The sequence below is a fragment of the Dongia sp. genome, assembly GCF_041910485.1.
Lineage (GTDB): Bacteria > Pseudomonadota > Alphaproteobacteria > Dongiales > Dongiaceae > Dongia.
The window spans coordinates 114094-133880 of sequence record NZ_JAYRQR010000026.1 but is presented as its reverse complement, the minus strand read 5'-3'; the positions used below and the strand labels follow the sequence as shown (position 1 = coordinate 133880).

General features: G+C 60.6%; 19 protein-coding genes. 14 read left to right on the top strand and 5 right to left on the bottom strand.

Annotated elements, in window-relative coordinates; all coding sequences use genetic code 11:
• Genes ACE3PP_RS08100 through ACE3PP_RS08090 form a run of 3 tightly spaced genes read left to right on the top strand, consistent with a single transcriptional unit; the run spans window position 1 to window position 3301 of the window.
• Entirely contained in the window at window positions 1–1284 is a 1284-nt protein-coding gene (locus tag ACE3PP_RS08100; RefSeq protein ID WP_374380290.1) for an NAD(P)/FAD-dependent oxidoreductase, read from the top strand.
• On the top strand, window positions 1281–1739 hold the full coding sequence (locus ACE3PP_RS08095; RefSeq protein WP_374380287.1) for a GtrA family protein: 459 nt from the start codon (window positions 1281–1283) through the stop codon (window positions 1737–1739). The genes ACE3PP_RS08100 and ACE3PP_RS08095 overlap by 4 nt, the downstream gene beginning before the upstream one ends.
• Entirely contained in the window at window positions 1736–3301 is a 1566-nt protein-coding gene (locus ACE3PP_RS08090) for a hypothetical protein (protein WP_374380284.1), read from the top strand. The genes ACE3PP_RS08095 and ACE3PP_RS08090 overlap by 4 nt, the downstream gene beginning before the upstream one ends.
• Here the strand turns inward: ACE3PP_RS08090 and ACE3PP_RS08085 are convergent, their stop codons facing one another.
• Window positions 3302–4489: an ROK family protein gene (locus tag ACE3PP_RS08085; protein ID WP_374380281.1), complete on the bottom strand. Its 1188-nt coding sequence runs from the start codon at window positions 4487–4489 to the stop codon at window positions 3302–3304.
• Between the two features lie 255 nt (window positions 4490–4744).
• Here ACE3PP_RS08085 and xylF point away from each other — a divergent pair, with 255 nt between their 5' ends.
• The 3 genes from xylF to ACE3PP_RS08070 all read left to right on the top strand — a co-directional run bounded on the left by xylF (window position 4745) and on the right by ACE3PP_RS08070 (window position 7935).
• The gene (gene xylF, locus ACE3PP_RS08080; RefSeq protein ID WP_374380278.1) at window positions 4745–5809 is read left to right on the top strand and encodes a D-xylose ABC transporter substrate-binding protein; all 1065 of its coding nucleotides are present in this window, start codon (window positions 4745–4747) and stop codon (window positions 5807–5809) included.
• 97 nt (window positions 5810–5906) lie between these two features.
• On the top strand, window positions 5907–7172 hold the full coding sequence (locus ACE3PP_RS08075; RefSeq protein WP_374380275.1) for a sugar ABC transporter permease: 1266 nt from the start codon (window positions 5907–5909) through the stop codon (window positions 7170–7172).
• A 16-nt stretch (window positions 7173–7188) separates the two neighbouring features.
• Window positions 7189–7935, top strand: coding sequence for an ATP-binding cassette domain-containing protein (locus tag ACE3PP_RS08070; RefSeq protein ID WP_374380272.1), 747 nt, complete (start codon window positions 7189–7191; stop codon window positions 7933–7935).
• On the opposite strand, the gene ACE3PP_RS08065 is transcribed toward ACE3PP_RS08070, so the two are convergent.
• On the bottom strand, window positions 7932–9377 hold the full coding sequence (locus ACE3PP_RS08065; RefSeq protein WP_374380269.1) for a Fic family protein: 1446 nt from the start codon (window positions 9375–9377) through the stop codon (window positions 7932–7934). The two genes, ACE3PP_RS08070 and ACE3PP_RS08065, sit on opposite strands and share 4 nt — an antisense overlap.
• 330 nt (window positions 9378–9707) lie before the next feature.
• Here ACE3PP_RS08065 and ffh point away from each other — a divergent pair, with 330 nt between their 5' ends.
• The 7 genes from ffh (at window position 9708) to leuC (ending at window position 15315) form a co-directional block, all read left to right on the top strand.
• Entirely contained in the window at window positions 9708–11105 is a 1398-nt protein-coding gene (gene ffh / locus ACE3PP_RS08060) for a signal recognition particle protein (protein ID WP_374380266.1), read from the top strand.
• Complete coding sequence (locus ACE3PP_RS08055; protein ID WP_374380263.1) at window positions 11102–11506, top strand: VOC family protein; 405 nt, start codon at window positions 11102–11104, stop codon at window positions 11504–11506. The genes ffh and ACE3PP_RS08055 overlap by 4 nt, the downstream gene beginning before the upstream one ends.
• A gap of 42 nt (window positions 11507–11548) precedes the next feature.
• Complete coding sequence (gene rpsP, locus ACE3PP_RS08050) at window positions 11549–11917, top strand: 30S ribosomal protein S16 (RefSeq protein ID WP_374380260.1); 369 nt, start codon at window positions 11549–11551, stop codon at window positions 11915–11917.
• A 26-nt stretch (window positions 11918–11943) separates the two neighbouring features.
• The gene (rimM, locus tag ACE3PP_RS08045; protein WP_374380257.1) at window positions 11944–12498 is read left to right on the top strand and encodes a ribosome maturation factor RimM; all 555 of its coding nucleotides are present in this window, start codon (window positions 11944–11946) and stop codon (window positions 12496–12498) included.
• A gap of 13 nt (window positions 12499–12511) precedes the next feature.
• Complete coding sequence (gene trmD / locus ACE3PP_RS08040; protein ID WP_374380254.1) at window positions 12512–13264, top strand: tRNA (guanosine(37)-N1)-methyltransferase TrmD; 753 nt, start codon at window positions 12512–12514, stop codon at window positions 13262–13264.
• A gap of 57 nt (window positions 13265–13321) precedes the next feature.
• Complete coding sequence (gene rplS / locus ACE3PP_RS08035; protein ID WP_374380251.1) at window positions 13322–13717, top strand: 50S ribosomal protein L19; 396 nt, start codon at window positions 13322–13324, stop codon at window positions 13715–13717.
• A 200-nt stretch (window positions 13718–13917) separates the two neighbouring features.
• A complete protein-coding gene (leuC, locus tag ACE3PP_RS08030; RefSeq protein WP_374380249.1) occupies window positions 13918–15315 on the top strand; it encodes a 3-isopropylmalate dehydratase large subunit in 1398 nt (465 codons plus the stop codon).
• A gap of 118 nt (window positions 15316–15433) precedes the next feature.
• On the opposite strand, the gene ACE3PP_RS08025 is transcribed toward leuC, so the two are convergent.
• On the bottom strand, window positions 15434–15916 hold the full coding sequence (locus tag ACE3PP_RS08025) for a PAS domain-containing protein (RefSeq protein ID WP_374380246.1): 483 nt from the start codon (window positions 15914–15916) through the stop codon (window positions 15434–15436).
• A gap of 490 nt (window positions 15917–16406) precedes the next feature.
• Between ACE3PP_RS08025 and ACE3PP_RS08020 the strand changes: the two genes are divergently transcribed.
• On the top strand, window positions 16407–18416 hold the full coding sequence (locus ACE3PP_RS08020; RefSeq protein ID WP_374380243.1) for a methyl-accepting chemotaxis protein: 2010 nt from the start codon (window positions 16407–16409) through the stop codon (window positions 18414–18416).
• On the opposite strand, the gene ACE3PP_RS08015 is transcribed toward ACE3PP_RS08020, so the two are convergent.
• Both ACE3PP_RS08015 and ACE3PP_RS08010 read right to left on the bottom strand, forming a co-directional pair.
• Complete coding sequence (locus tag ACE3PP_RS08015; protein WP_374380240.1) at window positions 18413–18934, bottom strand: L,D-transpeptidase; 522 nt, start codon at window positions 18932–18934, stop codon at window positions 18413–18415. The genes ACE3PP_RS08020 and ACE3PP_RS08015 overlap by 4 nt on opposite strands.
• Window positions 18931–19779 carry an MBL fold metallo-hydrolase gene (locus ACE3PP_RS08010; protein ID WP_374380237.1) on the bottom strand — a complete coding sequence of 283 codons (849 nt, stop codon included), beginning with the start codon at window positions 19777–19779 and terminating at the stop codon, window positions 18931–18933. Before ACE3PP_RS08010 ends, ACE3PP_RS08015 begins: the two co-directional genes overlap by 4 nt.
• Window positions 19780–19787: the final 8 nt, after the last annotated feature.

Here is a 19787-nt window from a genome sequence, read left to right as displayed (position 1 = left end):
ATGGCACGGCTCGTCGTCATTGGCGCAGGGGCAATGGGGCTGGCAGCCGCCTTCCATGCCATTCGGCGCGGGCTTCAGGTCACTGTGCTGGAGACAGACAGTGTGGCCGGTGGCATGGCCGCCCATTTCGACCTTGCTGGCCTCGATATTGAACGTTTCTATCATTTCGTCTGCCGGCCGGACCGCGCGACCTTCGATCTCCTGGCAGAACTCGGTCTTGCTGACCAGATTCGCTGGCGCCGCACCAGCATGGGATATTTCTATCAGGGCGCCGTGCATCCGTGGGGTGATCCAATCTCGCTCCTGCGCTTTCCTCATCTCAGCTTGATGGCCAAGTTGCGCTACGGCCTCCATGCCTTCGTGTCGATGCATCGCCGGTCATGGCTCGATCTCGATGAGATCGAAGCGGTAGGCTGGCTCAGGAAATGGGTGGGCGCCGAAGCCTATGACGCCGTGTGGCGCAAACTGATGGAGCTCAAGTTCCACGAATACACGGATCGGATCTCGGCAGCATGGATCTGGGCGCGCATCCATCGTGCCGGCCGGTCACGCCGCAGCATGTTCCAGGAAGAGCTTGGCTATATCGAAGGCGGCACGCGAACCCTGATCGATCGTCTGTCGCAGCGGATTCTGAACGCGGGCAGCAGCATTCGCCTTGCATCGCCAGCGAGTCGGGTGCTGGTCGAAGGTGGCGCTGTGACGGGTGTCGTTGTCGGCGACGAGACGCTGCCGGCGGATGCAGTCATTTCGACCGTGCCGTTGCCGCTGGTTCCGCGCTTGATTCCAGATCTGCCGGTTGCCGAGCTGCAGGCGTTGGAAGCCATGCAGAATATCGGTGTCGTTTGCGTGGTGCACAAGCTGAAGCGCTCGTTGTCGCCGCACTTCTGGATCAATATCAACGATCCACGCATAGATGTTCCCGGCATGATCGAGTTCAGCAATCTGCGACCTCTGGGCGATGCGCATGTCGTCTATATTCCCTACTACATGCCGGTTTCGCATCCGCTGTTTCAGGCGGATGATGCGGATTTCGTGGCAAGAACCAGAAATTACATGCGCATGATCAATCCCAGCCTCTCTGAGACGGACTTCTTGGCGAGCGCGGTCGGCCGGCTGAAGCATGCGCAGCCGATCTGCATGCCCGGCTTTGCCAAAACACTGCCGCAGGTCAGGTCGAAGATAAGCGGCCTGCAGGTTGCGGATACGTCGAGCTACTACCCGGAAGACCGGGGAATATCTGAAAGCGTCCGGCTCGGCCGGTCGATGGCAGAGGCAATCCCGTGAGATCCGTTCGCTGGCTCGTTCGCCAATTCTTCAATCGCCAGTTCGGCCTCTTTCTTTTAGTCGGCGGCACGGCGGCGGCAGTCAATTGGCTGGCACGGCTCTGGCTTCAATCATATGCAAGCTTCGCAGCGGCCGTCGCATTGGCCTATGGTGTCGGCGTCATCGTTGCTTTTATCCTCAACTGCATATTCGTCTTTCCGAACTCGCGACAGACGTTGCTGCACCGCATCTCGTTTTTCGTTGCGACCAATCTCGCGATGTTTCCGCTGGTGTGGATCGTGTCGGTCATCACCGAGCGCTACGTGATGCCGCTTCTCGGCATTGTCGCCTATGCCGAAGGACTGTCGCATGGCATCGGCCTTGCGGCGCCGGTGCTGGCTTCCTTTCTCATTCACAAGTTCTTCACATTCGGCAGAAATGATGCCAGTCCATCCACTGTAAGAGGTAAAGAGTGACGCTGGATCGCCACATTGCACGCAGCATGCAGTCGGCGTGGCTAAGAAAATGCCTGCTGGCGTTGATGTTCCTTGTCGCTTGGGCGTTCTACAACAGCATCCAGCTGCATCATGATGTCGCCTGGTACGTCTATTGCAATTTGCGGCAGCTGGAAGGAATGCGGCCGTATATCGATATCATTGAGGTCAGTCCGCCAATCGCCTTCTATCTGACGCTCCTGCCGGTTGCCGTGTCGGTCCTGACAGGCCTGTCCGTCAAACTCTGCGTTGTCACCTATGTCCTTGCGCTGACGGCGCTGTCATTGTGGTTGGCCCTGAGCTTCGACACTGCCGCCGGACCGTCGGAGCGACAATGGAAGGCCATCGGCATCGCGGCGGTGCTCCTCATCGTACCTATCGCTGTTTTCGCGCAGCGCGAACATTTTGCCGTGCTGCTGGGATTGCCCTATTTTTTTGCCGCCGCGGCGCGCCGCGAGGGCCGGTCGATTGCATGGTGGCCGGCGCTGGTGGCGGGTCTGACGGCGGGTATCGGCCTTTCCATCAAACACTATTTCCTCCTCGCGCCGTTCCTGGTGGAAGCCTATCTGGTTGTTTCCAGCCGCAGCCTGCGTTCCCTGTTTCGCCCGGAAATCTACGGTGCACTGATTTCCGGAGCAGCCTACGCAGCGTTCGTCCTGCTGGTGCATCCAGAATATCTTACTGTATCGGTGCCGCTGATCCTGGCTGCCTACGAGGCCTACAGCCTGCCTCTTTGGCTGGCGAGCATCCAGCCGGTCGCCCTTGCCATGCTGCTTGGGTCTGCCTTCTTTCTGATGGCGCGGCGCTTCATTGCCAATGTGCCGACTGCAGACGTGTTGTTCGTTGCTGGTGTCGCCTTTGTGATCTGTTACTTCTGGCAGGGAAAGGGGTGGCCCTATCATGGACTGCCCGCCAACCTCTTGCTGTCGATGGCGTCAATCGAACTTGCATCGCGCGCAATAAGTGGACGGGCAGTGATCTTGCGTCTCAGCGCTCGTCAAAGATGGACCCTGCCGCTGGCGTCGTTTTTCCTCATTCTCTGCCAAACCATTCAGTCGGGGTACTACCGAAACCAGTTTGCCGAAGATGCGGCGCCATACATCGCGCGCTACGCGCCGCATGGTCGTATCTTCATGATGTCGTCCAATCTCTCGACGGGATTTCCACTTGTCCTTGATACCGATGCGCGCTGGAGTTCGCGCTATGCCACGCAGTGGCTGTTGCCGGACATTCTGCGTGGCCAGCAACTCGGCGCGGCCAACAGTCCCGCGCGTCGACAGCAGCTCGAATGGCTTACCAAAACAGATATCGATACGACTGTTGCGGACTTTGAGACCTATAAGCCAAATCTGGTCTTCGTCGATCTGACATATCAGTCGCGCCCCACCCGAATCTACAATGGGATCAGCGTCGATATGATCGCCTACTACAATCGCGATCCTCGCTTTGCCGCGATCTGGCGGCACTACCGGAAGGTGGCGACGATCAATTCGTATCTGTCGGATGAGGAGCGCAACGTCGAACTTTGGGCACGGCAGGATTGATCATCCACCGCGCACGCCGTCCAGTACCTGCAGGACGATGCCGCGGATGGTGAGGTCGGCGGTCCAGGGATAGGGGCGGATCTCGGTCTGGGTGAGCAATGTGTCGACCAGAGCTTCATCGAGGGCGCGGCGCATTTCCGGTTCCATCTGCTCATAGCCGCGCACGCCGCTTCCCGTCACCAGGATGAGATCCGGGCCGATCAGCGCGATGAGATTGGAAAGACCATAGCCAAGCGCGCGACCGGCCTGCTGGAACAGGCTAGTTGCCACCGGATGGCCGCTCTGGGCGAGGTCCACCAGCGCCTGCATCTGCTCTTCCGACGGGTGCAGTGCGTCGGTGTTGGGGAGATCGAGCATGGAGCGCGCATCGCGATAGAGCGCGTAATCGCCGACAAAGCTTTCAATGCAGCCCCGGCGCCCGCAATGGCACAAGGGGCCGTCGATCTGATACTTGGTGTGGCCGAATTCGGCACCGGCCCCGGAGCTTGCCGAATGCAGCCGCCCACCGAGGATGAGCCCCATGCCGACACCCGTCCCCAGCATGACGACGGCTAGATTTTCGATCGCCTCAAGCTCCGCGCGGTGACGGATGGAAAGGGCGATGCAATCGGCATCGTTCATGGCGATGACGGGCAGACGAAACCGTTCCGCCAAGGGTGCCGCGATATTGTGATTGCGGATCGAGAGCGCCGGCGACCAGACCAGCGTCTCGTTCTTGTGCACCAACCCCTGGATCGCAAGGCCGATGCCGGTCAAGGGGCCGAAATCGGCCGGGATTGATTTGATGCATGCGTCGATCATGTCGGCGAAATGGCCGATGAGCGCCTCGCCGGTGAGTTCAAGCGTGTTGAGCGCCCGCACCGCAACGGGGCCGATGCCGCCGGCAAAATCGCCGAGTGCCACTTCGATGCGGTTGATGGAAAGCTTCACCGCCACCATGCAGGCGGCCTGCGGCGTCAACTCGATGAGGACCTTGGGTCGCCCGCGCCCGCGTCCGGATTCGCCGCCCGGGACTTCGCGGATGAGCCCGTCGCGGATCAGGTCGCCGGTGATGCTGGAAACGCTGGCCGGGGACAGGCTGACAATGCTGCCGAGATCAACCCGCGCCAGCGGTCCGTGCAAGCGCAGGGCCTGCAGGATGCGGTGGCGGTTCTGGTTCTGGCTGTGCTCCTGCTCGAATCTGTCCATGGGCCCGGCCGCAGCGAAAGCGATCACAATCGATGTCTTTTATTTCAATGGGCGAATGAAATCGAGCCCCATTCAACGGCCATACTTATTCATTTGCACAAAAACCATGCTGCAGTTGCGAAATTTAGAAAGACACTTGACCGCTACTCCAGGTGCGCGTGATATTAAGTTCGATAATCGAAAATAATAGATCGAGGCAACTCGGCGGTTCGGGGTATTTCGCCCTGTCAGGCATCTCGTGGGAGGAGACATAAAATGTTGAACGTCATGGCCCGGCCATTGGGCCGTCGCCTCGCAATGGTCATGGTCGGTGCGGGCCTCATGACCGCTGGCGCGATCTCGCTCGCCCAAGCCGAAGACCTCGTCGTCGGTGTCAGCTGGTCGAATTTCCAGGAAGAGCGTTGGAAGACCGACGAAGCGGCAATCAAATCCGTGCTCGATGCCGCCGGCGTCAAATACATTTCTGCCGACGCGCAGAGCAATCCGTCGAAGCAGCTCTCCGATATCGAAAGCCTCATCGCCGGCGGCGCCAATGCGCTCATCGTGCTGGCGCAGGATTCGGCCTCGATCGGCCCGGCCATCACGGCTGCCACCAATGCCGGCATTCCCGTGGTGGGCTATGACCGCCTGATCGAAGATCCCAGCGCCTATTACCTCACCTTCGACAATAAGGAAGTGGGGCGCATGCAGGCCGCTGCCGTCTTCGCGGCGCAGCCCAAGGGCAATTACGTCTTCATCAAGGGCAATCAAGCCGACCCAAATGCCGACTTCCTGCATGAAGGCCAGCTCGAAGTGCTGAAGGCCGCCATCGACAAGGGCGACATCAAGGTGGTGGGCGAGCAGTACACCGAAAACTGGGAGCCCGCCGTCGCCCAGCGCAACATGGAACAAATCCTCACCGCCAACGACAACAAGGTCGATGCGGTCGTGGCGTCCAATGACGGCACCGCGGGCGGCGTCGTCGCGGCGCTGACCGCCCAAGGGTTGGCGGGCATCCCGGTCTCCGGCCAGGATGGCGACAAGGCCGCTCTCAACCGCGTGGCACTCGGTACGCAGACGGTCTCCGTCTGGAAGGATGCGCGCGAGCTTGGCAAGGCGGCCGCCAACATCGCCATCGATCTTGCCAAGGGCAAGAAGCTCTCCGAGGTGCCCGGCACCGTGATGTGGAAGAGCCCGAAGGGCGTCGATATGAACGCCACGTTCCTGAAGCCCGTACCCATCACCAAGGACAATCTGGATACCGTCATCAGCGCCGGCTGGATCACCAAGGAAGAGGCCTGCCAGGGTGCGGATGCTTCCAAGGTCCCGGCCTGCAAGTAAAGTTTGAGCCTGCCCAAACTAGGGCCACTTGGGCCGTGGTTGGCCTTCCCGCCAACCACGGCATTCTTTTTCCAGCTTTGTTGAAGAGCCAGACGACATGAATGCGGTGCGGGGAGTGTTTGCGCGGCTGGAGATCGACGAGCGTCTGCTCGGCATGATCTTCTGCCTCATCGCCATCTGGATCGGCTTCGACATCCTGTCCGAGGGCCGCTTCATCACGCCGCGCAATCTTTATAACCTGTCGCTGCAAACCGCCTCGGTCGCCATCATGGCCGTGGGCATGGTGCTCATCATCATCATCCGCCAGATCGATCTCTCCGTGGGCTCCATGCTCGGCGTCACCGCGATGATCGTCGGCGTCGTGCAGACTTTCTGGCTGCCGCCGGTTCTCGGTGGCGGGCATCCGCTCATCATGCCGATCGCGGTCGTCGTGGGCATTTCCATCGGCGCCTTCCTGGGCGGCCTCAACGGCGTGATGGTCGGCTATCTGGGCGTCCCATCCTTCGTCGTGACACTGGGCGGACTTCTCATCTGGCGTGGTTGCGCCTGGTGGGTGACGCAGGGGCAAACCGTGGCGCCGCTCGATGAAACCTTCACGCTGCTCGGTGGCGGTGTCTATGGCACGATCGGCGAGACCGCCAGCTGGATCGTGGCATTGCTCGCAGCCATCGCCATCTTCTTTGCGGCCCTGCGCCGCAGGCGCCGCCACATTGCCTATGGCTTTCCCGTGCGCCCCCTCTGGGCGGAAGGAATCGTGGTGCTGGTGCAATGCCTGCTGCCTATAGGCTTTGCCGCCGTCCTCAATGCCTATGAAATGCCGGCTGTCGCCGCGCAGAAGCTCGCCGAGATGAAAGGCTGGGAAATCCCGGCCGACGGTTTGCATATCTTCATGGGCATCCCGATCCCGGTCATCATTCTTGTGGCGCTTGCCGTTGCCGTCTCGCTGCTCCTCAACAAGACCCGCTTCGGCCGCTATGTCTTCGCGATGGGTGGCAATCTCGAAGCGGCAGAGCGTGCCGGCATCAATGTAAAACGCATGACGGTCTGGGTTTTCGTGCTGATGGGGGCACTCGTCGGCGTCTCGGCCATCGTTGCGTCGGCGCGCCTGCAATCGGCCGGCAATTCCATCGGCTCGCTCGATGAACTCCGTGTCATTGCCGCAGCCGTTATCGGTGGCTGCTCGCTCGCGGGCGGCGCCGGGACGGTTGCCGGTGCCATCCTCGGCGCCGTGATCATTCAGTCATTGCAGAGCGGCATGTCACTCTTAGGGTACGACGCATCCCTGCAGAACATCGTCACCGGCGCTGTGCTGGTGATCGCGGTCTATGTCGACCGTCTCTATCAACAACGCCGCCCGGCCTGACGAGGGAGCAAGAGACATGGCAACCCCCCTCGTTGAAATGCGCAACATCTCGATCAGCTTCGGTGGCGTGCGCGCGGTCGACGATGTGTCGATCGATCTCTACCCCGGCGAAGTCGTGGGCCTCCTCGGCCATAACGGCGCCGGCAAATCGACCCTCATCAAGATCCTCTCGGGCGCTTACCAAGCCGACAAGGGTGAAATCCTGATCGACGGAAAGGTCGCCGACATCAAATCATCGCGCGATGCCCGTGACCACCGGATCGAGACGATCTACCAGAACCTGGCCTTGGCCGATAATCTCGACGCCTGCGCCAATCTGTTTTTAGGGAGAGAGATCACCAGCGCCGGTCTCCTCGACGAACCGGCGATGGAAGCGGCGGCGAGGCAAGTCATCGGTCGCCTCAATCCCAATTTCAAGAAATACCACGCGCCGGTCTCGGCCCTCTCCGGCGGCCAGCGCCAGTCGGTCGCCATCGCCCGCGCCGTCCATTTCGACGCCCGCATCCTCATCATGGACGAGCCGACGGCAGCACTCGGCGTCCAGGAAACCAAGATGGTGGCCGAGCTCATCCAGCAGCTCAAAAAAGAAGGCATCGGCATCTTCCTCATCAGCCACGACCTCCACGACGTCTTTGATCTCTCGGATCGTCTCTCCGTCATGAAGAATGGCAAGCTCGTCGGCACCGTGCGCACCCAGGACGTGACCAAGGACGACGTCCTCGGCATGATCATCCTCGGCAAGCAGCCGGGTGCCGCGGCCTAACTCTTAACTGTGCCGAGGCGGGCCTTGGCGAAAGCTCCTGGTCGCCGCTTTCCTGCCGCGCTTTGATGTCCCCGGAGCTCTCGCTTATCTCCGAGCTTGTCTAACCGCTCCTGTAGATCGGGAAAGGACCGGAAGGCCAACGTCTTTCCTATCTTTCTCTCTTCCACCAACCCGCGCTTGCTTAGCGTCAATAGGTCGCTCTTTGCCGTCTGATAACTAATTCCATGCTCGTTCTGATGATCGCGAGTTGCGATAATCATACCTGGATGCTCGATGAATTTCCTTAAGACGTCTAGCTGCCGGTAATTGAATGTCTGCGCGTAGGCGGGGGTAGAAAATTGTCCTTCGAATTTCTGGAGGTCGAGAGCCTTCTTCGCGAGATGATTGTGCAGCTCCTGAATCGCCTTATCGATGGTCGTCAATTGATGAAGAATGAAATAGGTGAGATCGTTGTCGTCTGTTTCCGTCTCTAGATATGCTTTCCCATATTGGATAGGCGCATCCAGAATCACATTAGAGATCGATATATACTCAATGAGCCAATAATGCTGTTTGACTGCTTGCCAATAGAACAAAGCGCGTGCAGTGCGTCCATTGCCATCAACGAAAGGATGGTCGTATCCAATCATGAAGTGAAGGATGATTGCTTGAACGATCGGATGTACGAAGACCTTCAGGTCCTCGTGTTGTTCGCCCTGATGATTCGCGAAATCACATAACAATTGAAGTCGATGCGAGAGGCTTTCTGCTGGTGGCGGTTCGTGCAAAACATTGCCTTCGTCGTCTTCCACCACAATTCTATCTTCGGGTCGGCGAAGCACACCCGCCATCTCAGGCCGATCAAGGGTGCCCTTTGTCACGATACGATGTAGTTCGAGAATCATGTCTAACGACAAGGGGTCATCTTTGTGTGCTGTAATGAACTCCATCGCTTGGAAGTTGTTGAGCACCATCCGCTCACTTTTGTCGCGCGGTTCTCTACCTTCATTGATGATTTTTTTTGCGCGTTCTCTAGTGGTCGCTGCCCCTTCAAGCCGACTTGAGCTAAAAGCTTCCAGGATAAGCGAAGCGATCTGGAAGGATTTGCCAATGGCTTTGTCGTTGAGCGGCAGCGGCATTGCGATTTGACCATGTGCCTTGCTGTCGATGTGGTGTAGAAGGCGCCGGATCGAATCCGTTTCCATAAAGCGAAAGTGTCGTTTGTTCTTGTCCACAAAGACCGTCTGACGCATCTGTTTGTCGCGCGCCATCTTTGTGCCGACCCAAGCATCGATCGCGGTCAAACCTTCTGGGATCGGCTTAAAGCGGAACTCTTCCCAATGCAGGTAGCGACCACGGTCGTCTGTGGCATCGAGCCTGAAAGCTCGGCTGAACTTCTCCGAATCATGGATAAGTTTGTTGAGCGCCTTGCCAAAGTCTGGAGGTGTTTGAGGAACTTTCATCAGCTTCCTTTTGATAACACATCATACATTATCAAATAGACATTTAATTCGTTGATTTCAAATAAAATAGTGTCAAGAAAGTTAGTTCTAACGTTTCTAAATAGTGGCCAATGCCCCAGTTGCTCACCACAACATCCCCAATTCGACCCCGCCACATTGACTCTCCCCCCCGAAAAGCCTAGTTTCCGGCCCGCTTTACCTACTTTGGCAGAGCCTTGGCCCCGAGGGGCCCCGCCCGTCTGCGAGTTTCGCACACGGGCGCGAATGCGTTTTGGGCCATCGCTCAGAATTCTAAGGCATTGAAAAAGTGGGTTTTTTGACGGGAACGCAATGTTCGAGAAGCTGAGCGAAAGATTAGGCGGTGTCCTCGATAAACTGACCAAGCGCGGTCAGTTGTCGGAGGCTGACGTCGACGAGGCGCTGCGGGAAGTCCGCGTGGCACTCCTCGAGGCTGACGCCGCGCTCCCCGTCGTCAAAGATTTCATCACCCGCGTGCGCGCTGAAGCCGTGGGTGAGAAGGTCATCAAATCGGTCACCCCCGGCCAGATGGTCATCAAGATCGTTCATGACGAGCTGGTGAACGTCCTGAAGGCGCAAGGCAACGAAGCGCCGGGCCTCGACCTCACCCATACCCCGCCGGTGCCGATCCTGATGCTGGGTCTGCAGGGTTCGGGCAAGACCACCTCGACCGCCAAGATCGCGCGCCGCTTTGCCGAACGCCAAGGCAAGAAGGTGCTGATGGCGTCGCTCGACACGCGCCGCCCCGCCGCCCAACAACAGCTCGCCATCCTCGGCGAGCAGACCGGCATCAAGACGCTGCCCATCGTCCCGGGCGAGCCGCCGGTCGCCATCGCCAAGCGCGCCATGAATACCGGTCGCCTCGAAGGCTATGACATCGTCATGCTCGACACTGCCGGTCGCCTCGCGATCGACGATGAGCTGATGGCTGAGTTGGCGGAAGTCCGCGATGCGGTGAAGCCGCATGAGAGCCTGCTCGTCGCCGATGCGATGACCGGCCAGGACGCGGTCAACACAGCCAAGCACTTCCAGGACAAGATCGGCATCACCGGCATCATGCTGACCCGTATCGACGGCGATGCGCGCGGTGGCGCGGCGCTTTCTATGCGCGCTGTTACCGGCAAGCCGATCAAGCTGCTGGGCACCGGCGAAAAGCTGGATGCGATCGAAGACTTCCACGCCGACCGCGTTGCCGGCCGCATTTTGGGCATGGGCGACATCGTCTCCCTCGTCGAAAAGGCGATGGAAGCGACCGAACAGGAAGAAGCCGAGAAACTCGCCCTCAAGATGCAGAAGGGCCAGTTCGACTTGAACGATCTCGCCCAGCAGATGAAGCAGCTGCAGAAGATGGGCGGCATCGGCGGCATCATCGGCATGCTGCCCGGCATCGGCAAGATGCAGAAGCAGCTTGAAGGCAAGGTCGACGAGAAGGTGATCAAGCGTTCGCTCGCCATCATCTCGGCGATGACGCCCAAGGAACGCCGCGTTCCCGACATCATCAAGGCCTCGCGCAAGAATCGCATCGCCAAGGGTGCCGGCGTTCAGGTGCAGGATGTGAACAAGCTTCTGAAGCAGCACCAGGAAATGGCGCGCATGATGAAGCAGGTGTCAAAAATGGGCCAGAAAGGCCTGATGCGCCACGGCATGGCCGCCCTTATGAAGGGTGGCATGGGCGGTATGGGCGGCGGTGGCTTTGGAGGGATGCGATGATCGATCACGTCTCCATCGGCGTTTCGGATCTGAAGAAGGCGCGCGCCTTCTATGACGTCGTGCTCCTCGCCCTCTCTTATATCCGCGTCCACGATGTCGACATTCCGGGCCAGGGTCTTGTTGCCCACGGCTATGGCGAAGCCGGCGCCCAGGCGCGCTTCTGGATCGGCGTTCCCGATCACGTCAATCAGGACGCCAACCGCACCGGCGGCAATCATTTTGCCTTCCAGGCGAAATCGCGGCTCGAAGTCGATGCCTTTTACCAGGCCGCGATCAATAACGGCGCCAAGGATAACGGGGCTCCCGGCATCCGCGCTCATTATCACCCGAATTACTACGGCGCCTTCGTCTTCGACCCCGATGGGAACAAGATCGAAGCCTGCTGTCATCTACCCGAATAACACCGCTTACCAAGTTTTGAATCTGAAAGGAGAGTACCCCTCATGTCGTTGAAAATCCGTCTCGCCCGTGGTGGCGCCAAGAAGCGTCCGTTCTATCGCATCGTCGTGGCCGAAAGCCGCTTCGCCCGCGATGGCCGCTTCGTCGAGCGCATTGGTTCCTACAACCCGATGCTCGCCAAGGAAGACCCGAACCGCGTCGTGCTCGAAATCGAGCGCGCGAAGCATTGGCTCTCGAAGGGCGCGCTGCCGACCGAGCGCGTGCAGGGCTTCTTTGCCAAGCTCGGCCTGACCGAGGCCCCGAAGAAGCACGAGCAGTCGAAGCAGCATCTGCCGAAGGCGAAGGCCCAGGAGCGTGCGAAGGCGAATGCCGAAGCCGCTGCCAAGGCTGCTGAAGCTCCGGCCGAAGCTTAAGGCTCGACTTGAGCGGGAAGCCGGCAATGGTCTTGATGGGCGCCATCATCGGTGCGCATGGCATCAAGGGCGAGGTGAAGGTGAAGTCCTTCGCCGGCGCGCCGAAGGCCATTGCGTCCTATGGTCCGCTCAGCGATGCCAAGGGCCGCTCCTTCGCGCTCTCGGTGACCGGCCGGGCCAGTCCCGGCAAGAACGGTGCCGGACAGGACGTCCTCATCGCCCGCATCGCCGGTATCGGCGATCGGAACGCAGCCGAGGCATTGAAGGGCGTCGAGCTCTTCGTGGCGCGCGATCGCCTGCCCAAGATTGCGGACGAGGAGGAATTCTATCTGGCCGACCTCATCGGTCTCTCCGTCCTTGACAGCCAGGGCACCGATCTTGGCCGCGTCGTCGCGGTCGAGAATTACGGCGCCGGTGACGTGATCTCAGTCGATGGCGGCGCGCAAGGCGCCTTCGACGTTGCGTTCACCAAGGCGCTGGTGCCGGTGGTCGATGTGGCGGGCGGCAAAATCGGGCTCGATCTCCCGGTCGATTTCTTCGACCGGCCGGAGGGTGAACCCGAAGATGTCGTCCTCAACTAGGACAAGCGTGGAGGTGACTGAGACAAGGAAGCCCACCGACAAGAGCTGGACGGCACGCATCCTGACCCTGTTTCCGGACATGTTTCCGGGGCCCTTGGGTCAGAGCCTCGCCGGCAAGGCCTTGGAGAAGGGGATCTGGCGACTGGAGACGATGCAGATTCGCGATTTCGCGACCGACAAGCATCGCACGGTTGACGATACGCCCTTCGGCGGTGGTGCCGGCATGGTGATGCGTCCTGATGTGGTCGATGCGGCACTCGCTGCGGCCACGGAAGACGGCCTCGGCACCAACGGGAACGGGCCGGCGATCTATCTCACCCCGCGCGGGCGCCTGTTGAAGCAGGATCTCGTGCAGGAGCTGGCGGCGGGGCCGGGTGTGGTTCTGCTCTGCGGCCGGTACGAGGGATTGGACGAACGGGTGATCGAGGCGCGTGGATTGCTGGAGGTAAGCCTTGGCGATTTCGTGCTCTCGGGCGGCGAGCCGGCGGCTCTCGCACTGATCGATGCCTGTGTCCGTCTTCTTCCCGGTGTGATGGGAGCTGAGGCGACCTTGGACGAGGAGAGTTTCGAAACGGGCCTCTTGGAATATCCGCATTACACGCGGCCCGCGGAATGGAATGGAAGATCGGTGCCGGAGGTCTTGATCTCGGGTCACCACGAAAGGATCCAAAGCTGGCGTGCGCGCGAAGCCGAGGAGACGACGAAATTGCGGCGGCCCGATCTCTGGGACGCCTATCAGAAACGCGGTTCCGAGAAGGGCCGCTGAACAATCGGGTGGAGCGACAGCGCCATCCAAGAAGTTGAAAGAAGAAAGGATACGACCATGACCATGTTGCATGAATTCGAAGCGGCCCAGTTGGCGAAGCTTCAGAGCGCCACCAAGGTGCCGGATTTCCGTCCGGGCGATTCGGTGAAGGTGAGCGTGAAGGTCGTCGAAGGCGAGCGCGAGCGCGTGCAGGCTTTCGAAGGCGTTTGCATCGCCCGCAAGAATGCCGGCGTGAACTCCTCGTTCACGCTGCGCAAGATCTCCTATGGCGAAGGCGTCGAGCGCGTGTTCCCGCTCTTCTCGCCGCGCCTCGTGGCGATCGAAGTGGTGCGCCAGGGCGACGTCCGTCGCTCGAAGCTCTATTACCTCCGTGGCCTGCGCGGCAAGGCTGCCCGCATCACCGAGCGTGAGCGCAACACGACGACGACGGCCGCCGAAGCCGCCAGCGAGTAATTGCTGACCAGCAGAGTCTTAAGTGCATAGCTCGGCCGGTGGAAATCGGTCGCGCCAGGCGCTTAAATATCTGGTGTGAGATACCCATCCTTTCTCGCCACGGCCACCCCTTCACCGGGGTGGCCGACGGCGGCGGGGATATCGGCAAATGACGGTCGCGTTCAATGGGACGCGGCCCCAAGATCACCAAGGACAAGACCATGGCGAAGACGCTGTTCGATAAGATCTGGGAAAACCATCTGGTCCACCGTCAGGATGACGGCACCTGCCTTATCTATATCGACCGCCACCTTGTCCATGAAGTGACCAGCCCCCAGGCCTTCGAAGGTCTGCGCACTTCCGGTCGCAAGGTGCATCGTCCGCAGGCGACCTTGGCCGTGGCCGATCACAACGTGCCGACCTCGAACCGGGCCCAGGGCATCACGGAAGAGGAAAGCCGCATCCAGGTCGAAACGCTGGAACAGAACACCCGCGATTTCGGCGTGCCCTATTTCGCGATGGACGATATCCGCCAGGGCATCGTCCACATCATCGGCCCGGAGCAGGGTTTCACCCAGCCGGGCATGACCATCGTCTGCGGTGACTCGCATACCTCGACCCACGGCGCCTTCGGCTCGCTCGCATTCGGCATCGGCACGTCGGAGGTCGAGCACGTCTTGGCCACCCAGACGCTCATTCAGAAGCCGGCCAAGAACATGCGCATCTCGGTGGAAGGTAAATTGGGTGCTGGTGTCACGGCCAAAGATATCGTGCTCGCCATCATCGGCCGCATCGGTACGGCGGGCGGCACCGGCTATGTCATCGAATTCGCCGGTTCCGCCATTCGCGGCCTCTCGATGGAAGGCCGCATGACGGTCTGCAACATGACCATCGAAGCCGGTGCGCGTGCCGGCCTCATCGCGCCTGACGAAACCACCTTCGAGTACATCAAGGGCCGTCCGATGGCGCCCAAGGGTGCCGCCTGGGAGCAGGCCATCGCCTTCTGGAAGACGCTGCCGACCGATAAGGACGCCAAGTTCGACGTCGAAATCGAATTGAAGGCCGAAGACATCATCCCGCAGGTCACCTGGGGTACCAGCCCCGAAGACGTGCTGCCGATCACCGCGAAGGTGCCGAACCCAGCCGAGGTCGCGGATGAGGACAAGCGCCGCGCGATGGAACGCGCCCTTGATTACATGGGCCTCACCGCCGGCACGCCGCTCACCCAAGTGAAGGTCGACCGCGTCTTCATCGGTTCCTGCACCAACGGCCGTATCGAGGACATCCGCGAAGTGGCGAAGCTCGCCAAGGGCCGCAAGGTCGCGTCCCACGTCAATGCGATGGTTGTTCCAGGTTCGGGCCTCGTCAAAGCACAGGCCGAGGAAGAAGGCCTCGACAAGATCCTGACCGAAGCCGGCTTCGATTGGCGCGAGCCCGGCTGCTCGATGTGCCTTGCCATGAACCCGGATCGCTTGAGCCCCGGCGAGCGTTGCGCCTCGACCTCGAACCGCAATTTCGAGGGTCGCCAGGGCCGCGGCGGTCGCACGCATCTCGTCAGCCCGGGCATGGCCGCAGCGGCCGCAATCACCGGCCATTTGGCGGACGTCCGCGATCTCTGACGTATAGTCGGTCCATGCGTGCGAATAGCTGACCGAGTATTTGCACGCAGCGACCGCCTCTCCGATCGACAAGGTTGCCGAACAGAGGCGTGCCGCCGCCCGGTAGGCAGCGGCAGCGTCACTCGATCGGGAGCGTCACCCGCTTCTGCACCGTATAGACCAGGATCTTGTCGACCTCGGCATCGTCTTCGGACAAGGGCAGGAAGATCGTTTCCATATCGAGCCACTCGCGGTCCTTGGCAACCCAGGGTGTCGCATCGACATGCGGTTTCCGGGACAGCACCACCGTATCGTAGTTGCGCAAGGCCAGGGCACGGTCGATGAAGCCGTGTTCCATGACGGGCTTGCCGGTCGGGTCATTGCCGCGCATCTTCACCTCGCGCGTCCCGACCAGGCGATAGACATAGAGGCGTTCGTCCGGGACCACATCGACCAGCAGGATGCTGGGCAGGTACGGCACCAGATCCGCAGGATCGAGATCGCTCCGCCGCGGCATCTGCCGGTCCCCACGCTTGCTGTCCCAATATCGGTATAGCGCCCGAACATCGTCCGGCATCGCGCCCAGCCAATCCGGTGCCGGGCGGGCTTGGTCACCGGCCATGACGCACCCCGGCCGAACCATCCGCCGTCCATCCGCCCGGGACAAGCATGGGCAGATTGTCACAACATTGTGTAGTCAATTTCATAACATCCTAAAAAATTCCTTGGTTCGTATATTGGCGCGCCCCGCGAATATTAGAATGATTATAATGCGTTAAGCGGCAATTGAGACAAACGCCGTCGGCCGCGCGTTAACCACGCCGCCCAAGCGCGCAACGCGCGCGACGAGGGGAAAACAACCCCGATCAACGGTTTGGGCAGCGAAGGAAAAAATGCCGCAGCTCTGACCCCGACCCCCGTTAACCATCAGGAGCATCGGCCTAAACAATTGATGCGTAAGGCGGCGCGAGCCGAAAGCAACGTGAAAGGAAAAAGGATAGATAACCTATGTATGGCTCAACTTCGCAGCCGCAATAGGACTTTAACTCATTCTTTATGAGAGATAGGCAAGTTCTCCGGTTGTTAATATCTGACGTTCAGGAGAATTTGAGGTGCGCATCAACGAGCCGGTGACCGATCGCGAAATCCAGATGCAGGATGGCGATGTCTTGGTCACCAAGACTGATACCGGCGGGCGCATCACCTTCGTCAACCAGGCCTTCCTGCGCATCAGCGGCTTCACCGAAGAAGAACTGATCGGGCAGCCGCACAATATCGTCCGGCATCCCAGCATGCCGAAGGAAGCCTTCGCCGACCTCTGGTCCACCATCAAATCGGGCAATGCCTGGGAAGCGCCGGTGAAGAACCGCGCCAAGTCCGGCGACTATTACTGGGTGCGCGCCAACGCGACGCCGATCATCGAGAACGGCACCATTACCGGCTTCATCTCGGTCCGCAGCAAACCCAGCCGCGAAGAAGTCGCAGCGGCGGGCAAAATCTACGACGCCATCCGCAAAGGTCAGCAGGGCAATCTCACCGTCGAAGGCGGGCGCGTGAAGCAGACCGGAGTCAAAGCCGGGCTGATCCAGGCCAAGCAGAGCATCGGCCTGCGTGTGGGCGCCACACTCGGCGTCCTCATTCTCTGTCTCCTCACCATGACGATCATCGGTCTCGTGGCGCCGGCCGAGACGGCGCTCTATGCGATGTGGACCGCCTCCAGCATCGGCTTTGCCTTTGCCAGCGCCATGTGCCTGTGGCTTCATGCCGGCATCAAGTCGCCCTTGGCGCGCCTCAAACAGCAGCTGACGGCGATCACGCGCGGCGAACTGGGCCGCGCGGTCCCCGACGATCCCATCGTCGAATTCCGGGACATCAGCAATATCGTCCGCGCCATGAAGGCGCAGCTCAGTTTCGCAACGGAAGAAAAGGCTGAGCTCGACCGCCACTCGGTCGCTCAGCGTAACAAAGTGCTGCGCGAAATGGCCGACACGGTCGAGGCCCAGGTGGCCGGTGCCGTCGGCAATGTCGCGGGCTTTACCGAAAACATGTCGACCAACGCGCGCCAGATGGCGCAGGCGGCGCATCTGGTCAGCGAGAATTCGCAAGCCGTCTCCGCGGCAGCGACCCAGATGTTGGCCAACACCCAGACCGTCAATGGTGCAACCGACCAGCTTGCCGCCTCGATCCGCGAGATCGCAGGCCAGCTTGAACAGACCGTGACGGTCAGCCGCGCCACGATGGCTTCGTCGGAATCGACGCGCGCCGATATCGAGAAACTGTCCACCGCCGTCGACCAGATTTCCGTCATCACCGGTGTCATCCGCGATGTCGCGGCCCAGACCAATCTGCTGGCGCTCAATGCCACGATCGAGGCGGCCCGTGCCGGCGAAGCCGGCAAGGGCTTTGCCGTCGTCGCCAACGAGGTGAAGAATCTGGCGGCGCAAACAGCCAACAGCACGGCCGAGATTGAGCGCACGGTGGGCGAAGTCCGCGCCGCGACCTCGGCTTCAGTCATTTCCGTCAATGACATCGTCCAAAAGATCCGCGAGGTCGACAGCTTCGCCACCATCATCGCTTCGGCGGTGGAACAGCAATCGGCCGCCACCAGCGAGATCGCGCGCAATGTGGGCCAAGCGACGGATGCGGCCAAGGAAGTGGCCGAACGCATCATCAAGGTGGCCGAGCAGGCCGAGGCCACGGGTGGCCAGGCGACATCCGTCAACAGTTTGGCCGGCGATGTCGACAATTCGATCCACGATCTGCGCGAAGCCGTTGTCCGCGCCGTGCGGCATGTCGATGCGTCGGTCAACCGCCGCAAGAACGAACGCTATCAGCTTGCCATTGATGTCGATGTCGCAGCGGGCAGTGAACGCCGGCAGGCGCGGATCATCGATCTCTCCGCCGGTGGCGCGCGCTTTGTCTGGCCGGCGGACAGCAACGTCAAATCCGGCGAGATGGTAACGCTCACCTTGCCTGGCCTTCCGCCCCTTCGCCTCCTCGTCAAAGAGGCGAACGGCGAATGGTTGCGCGGCAAGTTCGAAATCGGTGCGGCCGAGTTGCAGGGCCTTCAGCGCTTCATCGAGCAGGCCAAGGACACACGCCGCGCGCAGAAAGTGGCTTAAGGCCCCTTCACGACCACGGCATCTTCGGCGCGCAACGCCGCCAGGACTTCTTCAAGATCCGGTCGGCTGAAGGCGATGCAGCCTTCGGTCGGCCGATAATCTTCGTGGGCCAGATGCACGAAGACAGCACTGCCGTGATAGGGCTGGGGCGGCGCGTCATTGTGGCCGATGACCAGGACCAGATCGTAGAGATGATCGTCGCGCCACATCTTCTCGTGGCTCGCAGCAAAGGGCAGGGGCACGGCCTTGTTGTAGGCGGGATGATCCGGCGCATCGCACCAGCCATCCTCTGCGCGGGTGACGTGTGCCGGTACCGGTGCTGCCGGCAGCGCGCCCTTGTCGGCGCGATAGTAAAGCTGACGTAGGGGGAAGCGGCCGACCGGAGTCCCGCCATCGCCTTCTCGTTTTTCGGCGATGATCCCGCCGCGTCCCAGGGCACAGCGATAGCGTCGCGCGCCGAGCGTTGCCCAGCCATGCGTGGCACCGGGAGCATCGGCCACGACGATCAGATCGCTCATGGTGTCAGAACCAGGCCTTCCTTGGCGACGAGCGTGCCCGGGCGCATCTTGGCGGCTTCGGCGGCGACGCGGTCCATGAAGTCGTCGTCATGGCTCGGATCATGGTGGAAGAGGACCAGCGTCTTGACGCGTGCCGCCTCAGCCAGGCGCACCGCTTCCTGCCAGGTCGAATGGCCCCAGCCTTTGAAGCGCGTATATTCCTCGTCCGTGTAGGTGCTGTCATAGACGACGATGTCGGCATCCTCGATGAGCGCGAGGATGACCGGATCGAGTTGCTTCGGATCATGCTCGCAATCGGTCACATAGCAGACCGACTTGCCTTTCCAATCGACGCGATAGCCGGTGGCGCCGTTGGGATGGTTGAGCGGACAGGTCTGCACTTTGAGACCCGGATAAGGCTCCAGCACCTCGCCGGCGATGAAATCGTGATAGACCGGCTCGGCCGAGAAAATCTCCAGCGGCACAGGAAAGAAGGGCTCGGCCATCAGTCCTGACAGCGCGTCCTTCAGGCCGCGCTCGGGCTTCAAATGACCGGCCCAGATGCGGATCTTGGAACCTGGCAGATAAAGCGGCGCGAAGAAGGGCAGGCCCACGACATGGTCGATATGGGTATGGGTGAAAAACAGATCTGCTTCGACCGGACCCTTGGCCGCCAGCTGCTTGCCCAATTGCCGGATGCCCGTGCCGGCATCGAAAACGAGCACATGCTCGCCTGCGCGCACTTCAAGGCAGGATGTGTTGCCGCCATAGCGCACATATTCAGGACCGGAACAGGAAAGGGAGCCGCGCACTCCCCAGAAACGAACGGACAGATCGCCCGACGAGGCAACAACCGATTGCGACAAAACACACT

What these genes read in the sequence shown, in the direction of transcription:
- leuC (WP_374380249.1), top strand. Translation starts at nt 13,918, where the DNA reads ATGGCGAAGACGCTGTTCGATAAGATCTGGGAAAACCATCTGGTCCAC.
- ACE3PP_RS08085 (WP_374380281.1), bottom strand. Translation starts at nt 4,489, where the DNA reads ATGGACAGATTCGAGCAGGAGCACAGCCAGAACCAGAACCGCCACCGC.
- xylF (WP_374380278.1), top strand. Translation starts at nt 4,745, where the DNA reads ATGTTGAACGTCATGGCCCGGCCATTGGGCCGTCGCCTCGCAATGGTC.
- rimM (WP_374380257.1), top strand. Translation starts at nt 11,944, where the DNA reads ATGGTCTTGATGGGCGCCATCATCGGTGCGCATGGCATCAAGGGCGAG.
- ACE3PP_RS08055 (WP_374380263.1), top strand. Translation starts at nt 11,102, where the DNA reads ATGATCGATCACGTCTCCATCGGCGTTTCGGATCTGAAGAAGGCGCGC.
- ACE3PP_RS08025 (WP_374380246.1), bottom strand. Translation starts at nt 15,916, where the DNA reads ATGGCCGGTGACCAAGCCCGCCCGGCACCGGATTGGCTGGGCGCGATG.
- rplS (WP_374380251.1), top strand. Translation starts at nt 13,322, where the DNA reads ATGACCATGTTGCATGAATTCGAAGCGGCCCAGTTGGCGAAGCTTCAG.
- ACE3PP_RS08015 (WP_374380240.1), bottom strand. Translation starts at nt 18,934, where the DNA reads ATGAGCGATCTGATCGTCGTGGCCGATGCTCCCGGTGCCACGCATGGC.
- rpsP (WP_374380260.1), top strand. Translation starts at nt 11,549, where the DNA reads ATGTCGTTGAAAATCCGTCTCGCCCGTGGTGGCGCCAAGAAGCGTCCG.
- ACE3PP_RS08075 (WP_374380275.1), top strand. Translation starts at nt 5,907, where the DNA reads ATGAATGCGGTGCGGGGAGTGTTTGCGCGGCTGGAGATCGACGAGCGT.
- ffh (WP_374380266.1), top strand. Translation starts at nt 9,708, where the DNA reads ATGTTCGAGAAGCTGAGCGAAAGATTAGGCGGTGTCCTCGATAAACTG.
- ACE3PP_RS08100 (WP_374380290.1), top strand. Translation starts at nt 1, where the DNA reads ATGGCACGGCTCGTCGTCATTGGCGCAGGGGCAATGGGGCTGGCAGCC.
- ACE3PP_RS08070 (WP_374380272.1), top strand. Translation starts at nt 7,189, where the DNA reads ATGGCAACCCCCCTCGTTGAAATGCGCAACATCTCGATCAGCTTCGGT.
- ACE3PP_RS08065 (WP_374380269.1), bottom strand. Translation starts at nt 9,377, where the DNA reads ATGAAAGTTCCTCAAACACCTCCAGACTTTGGCAAGGCGCTCAACAAA.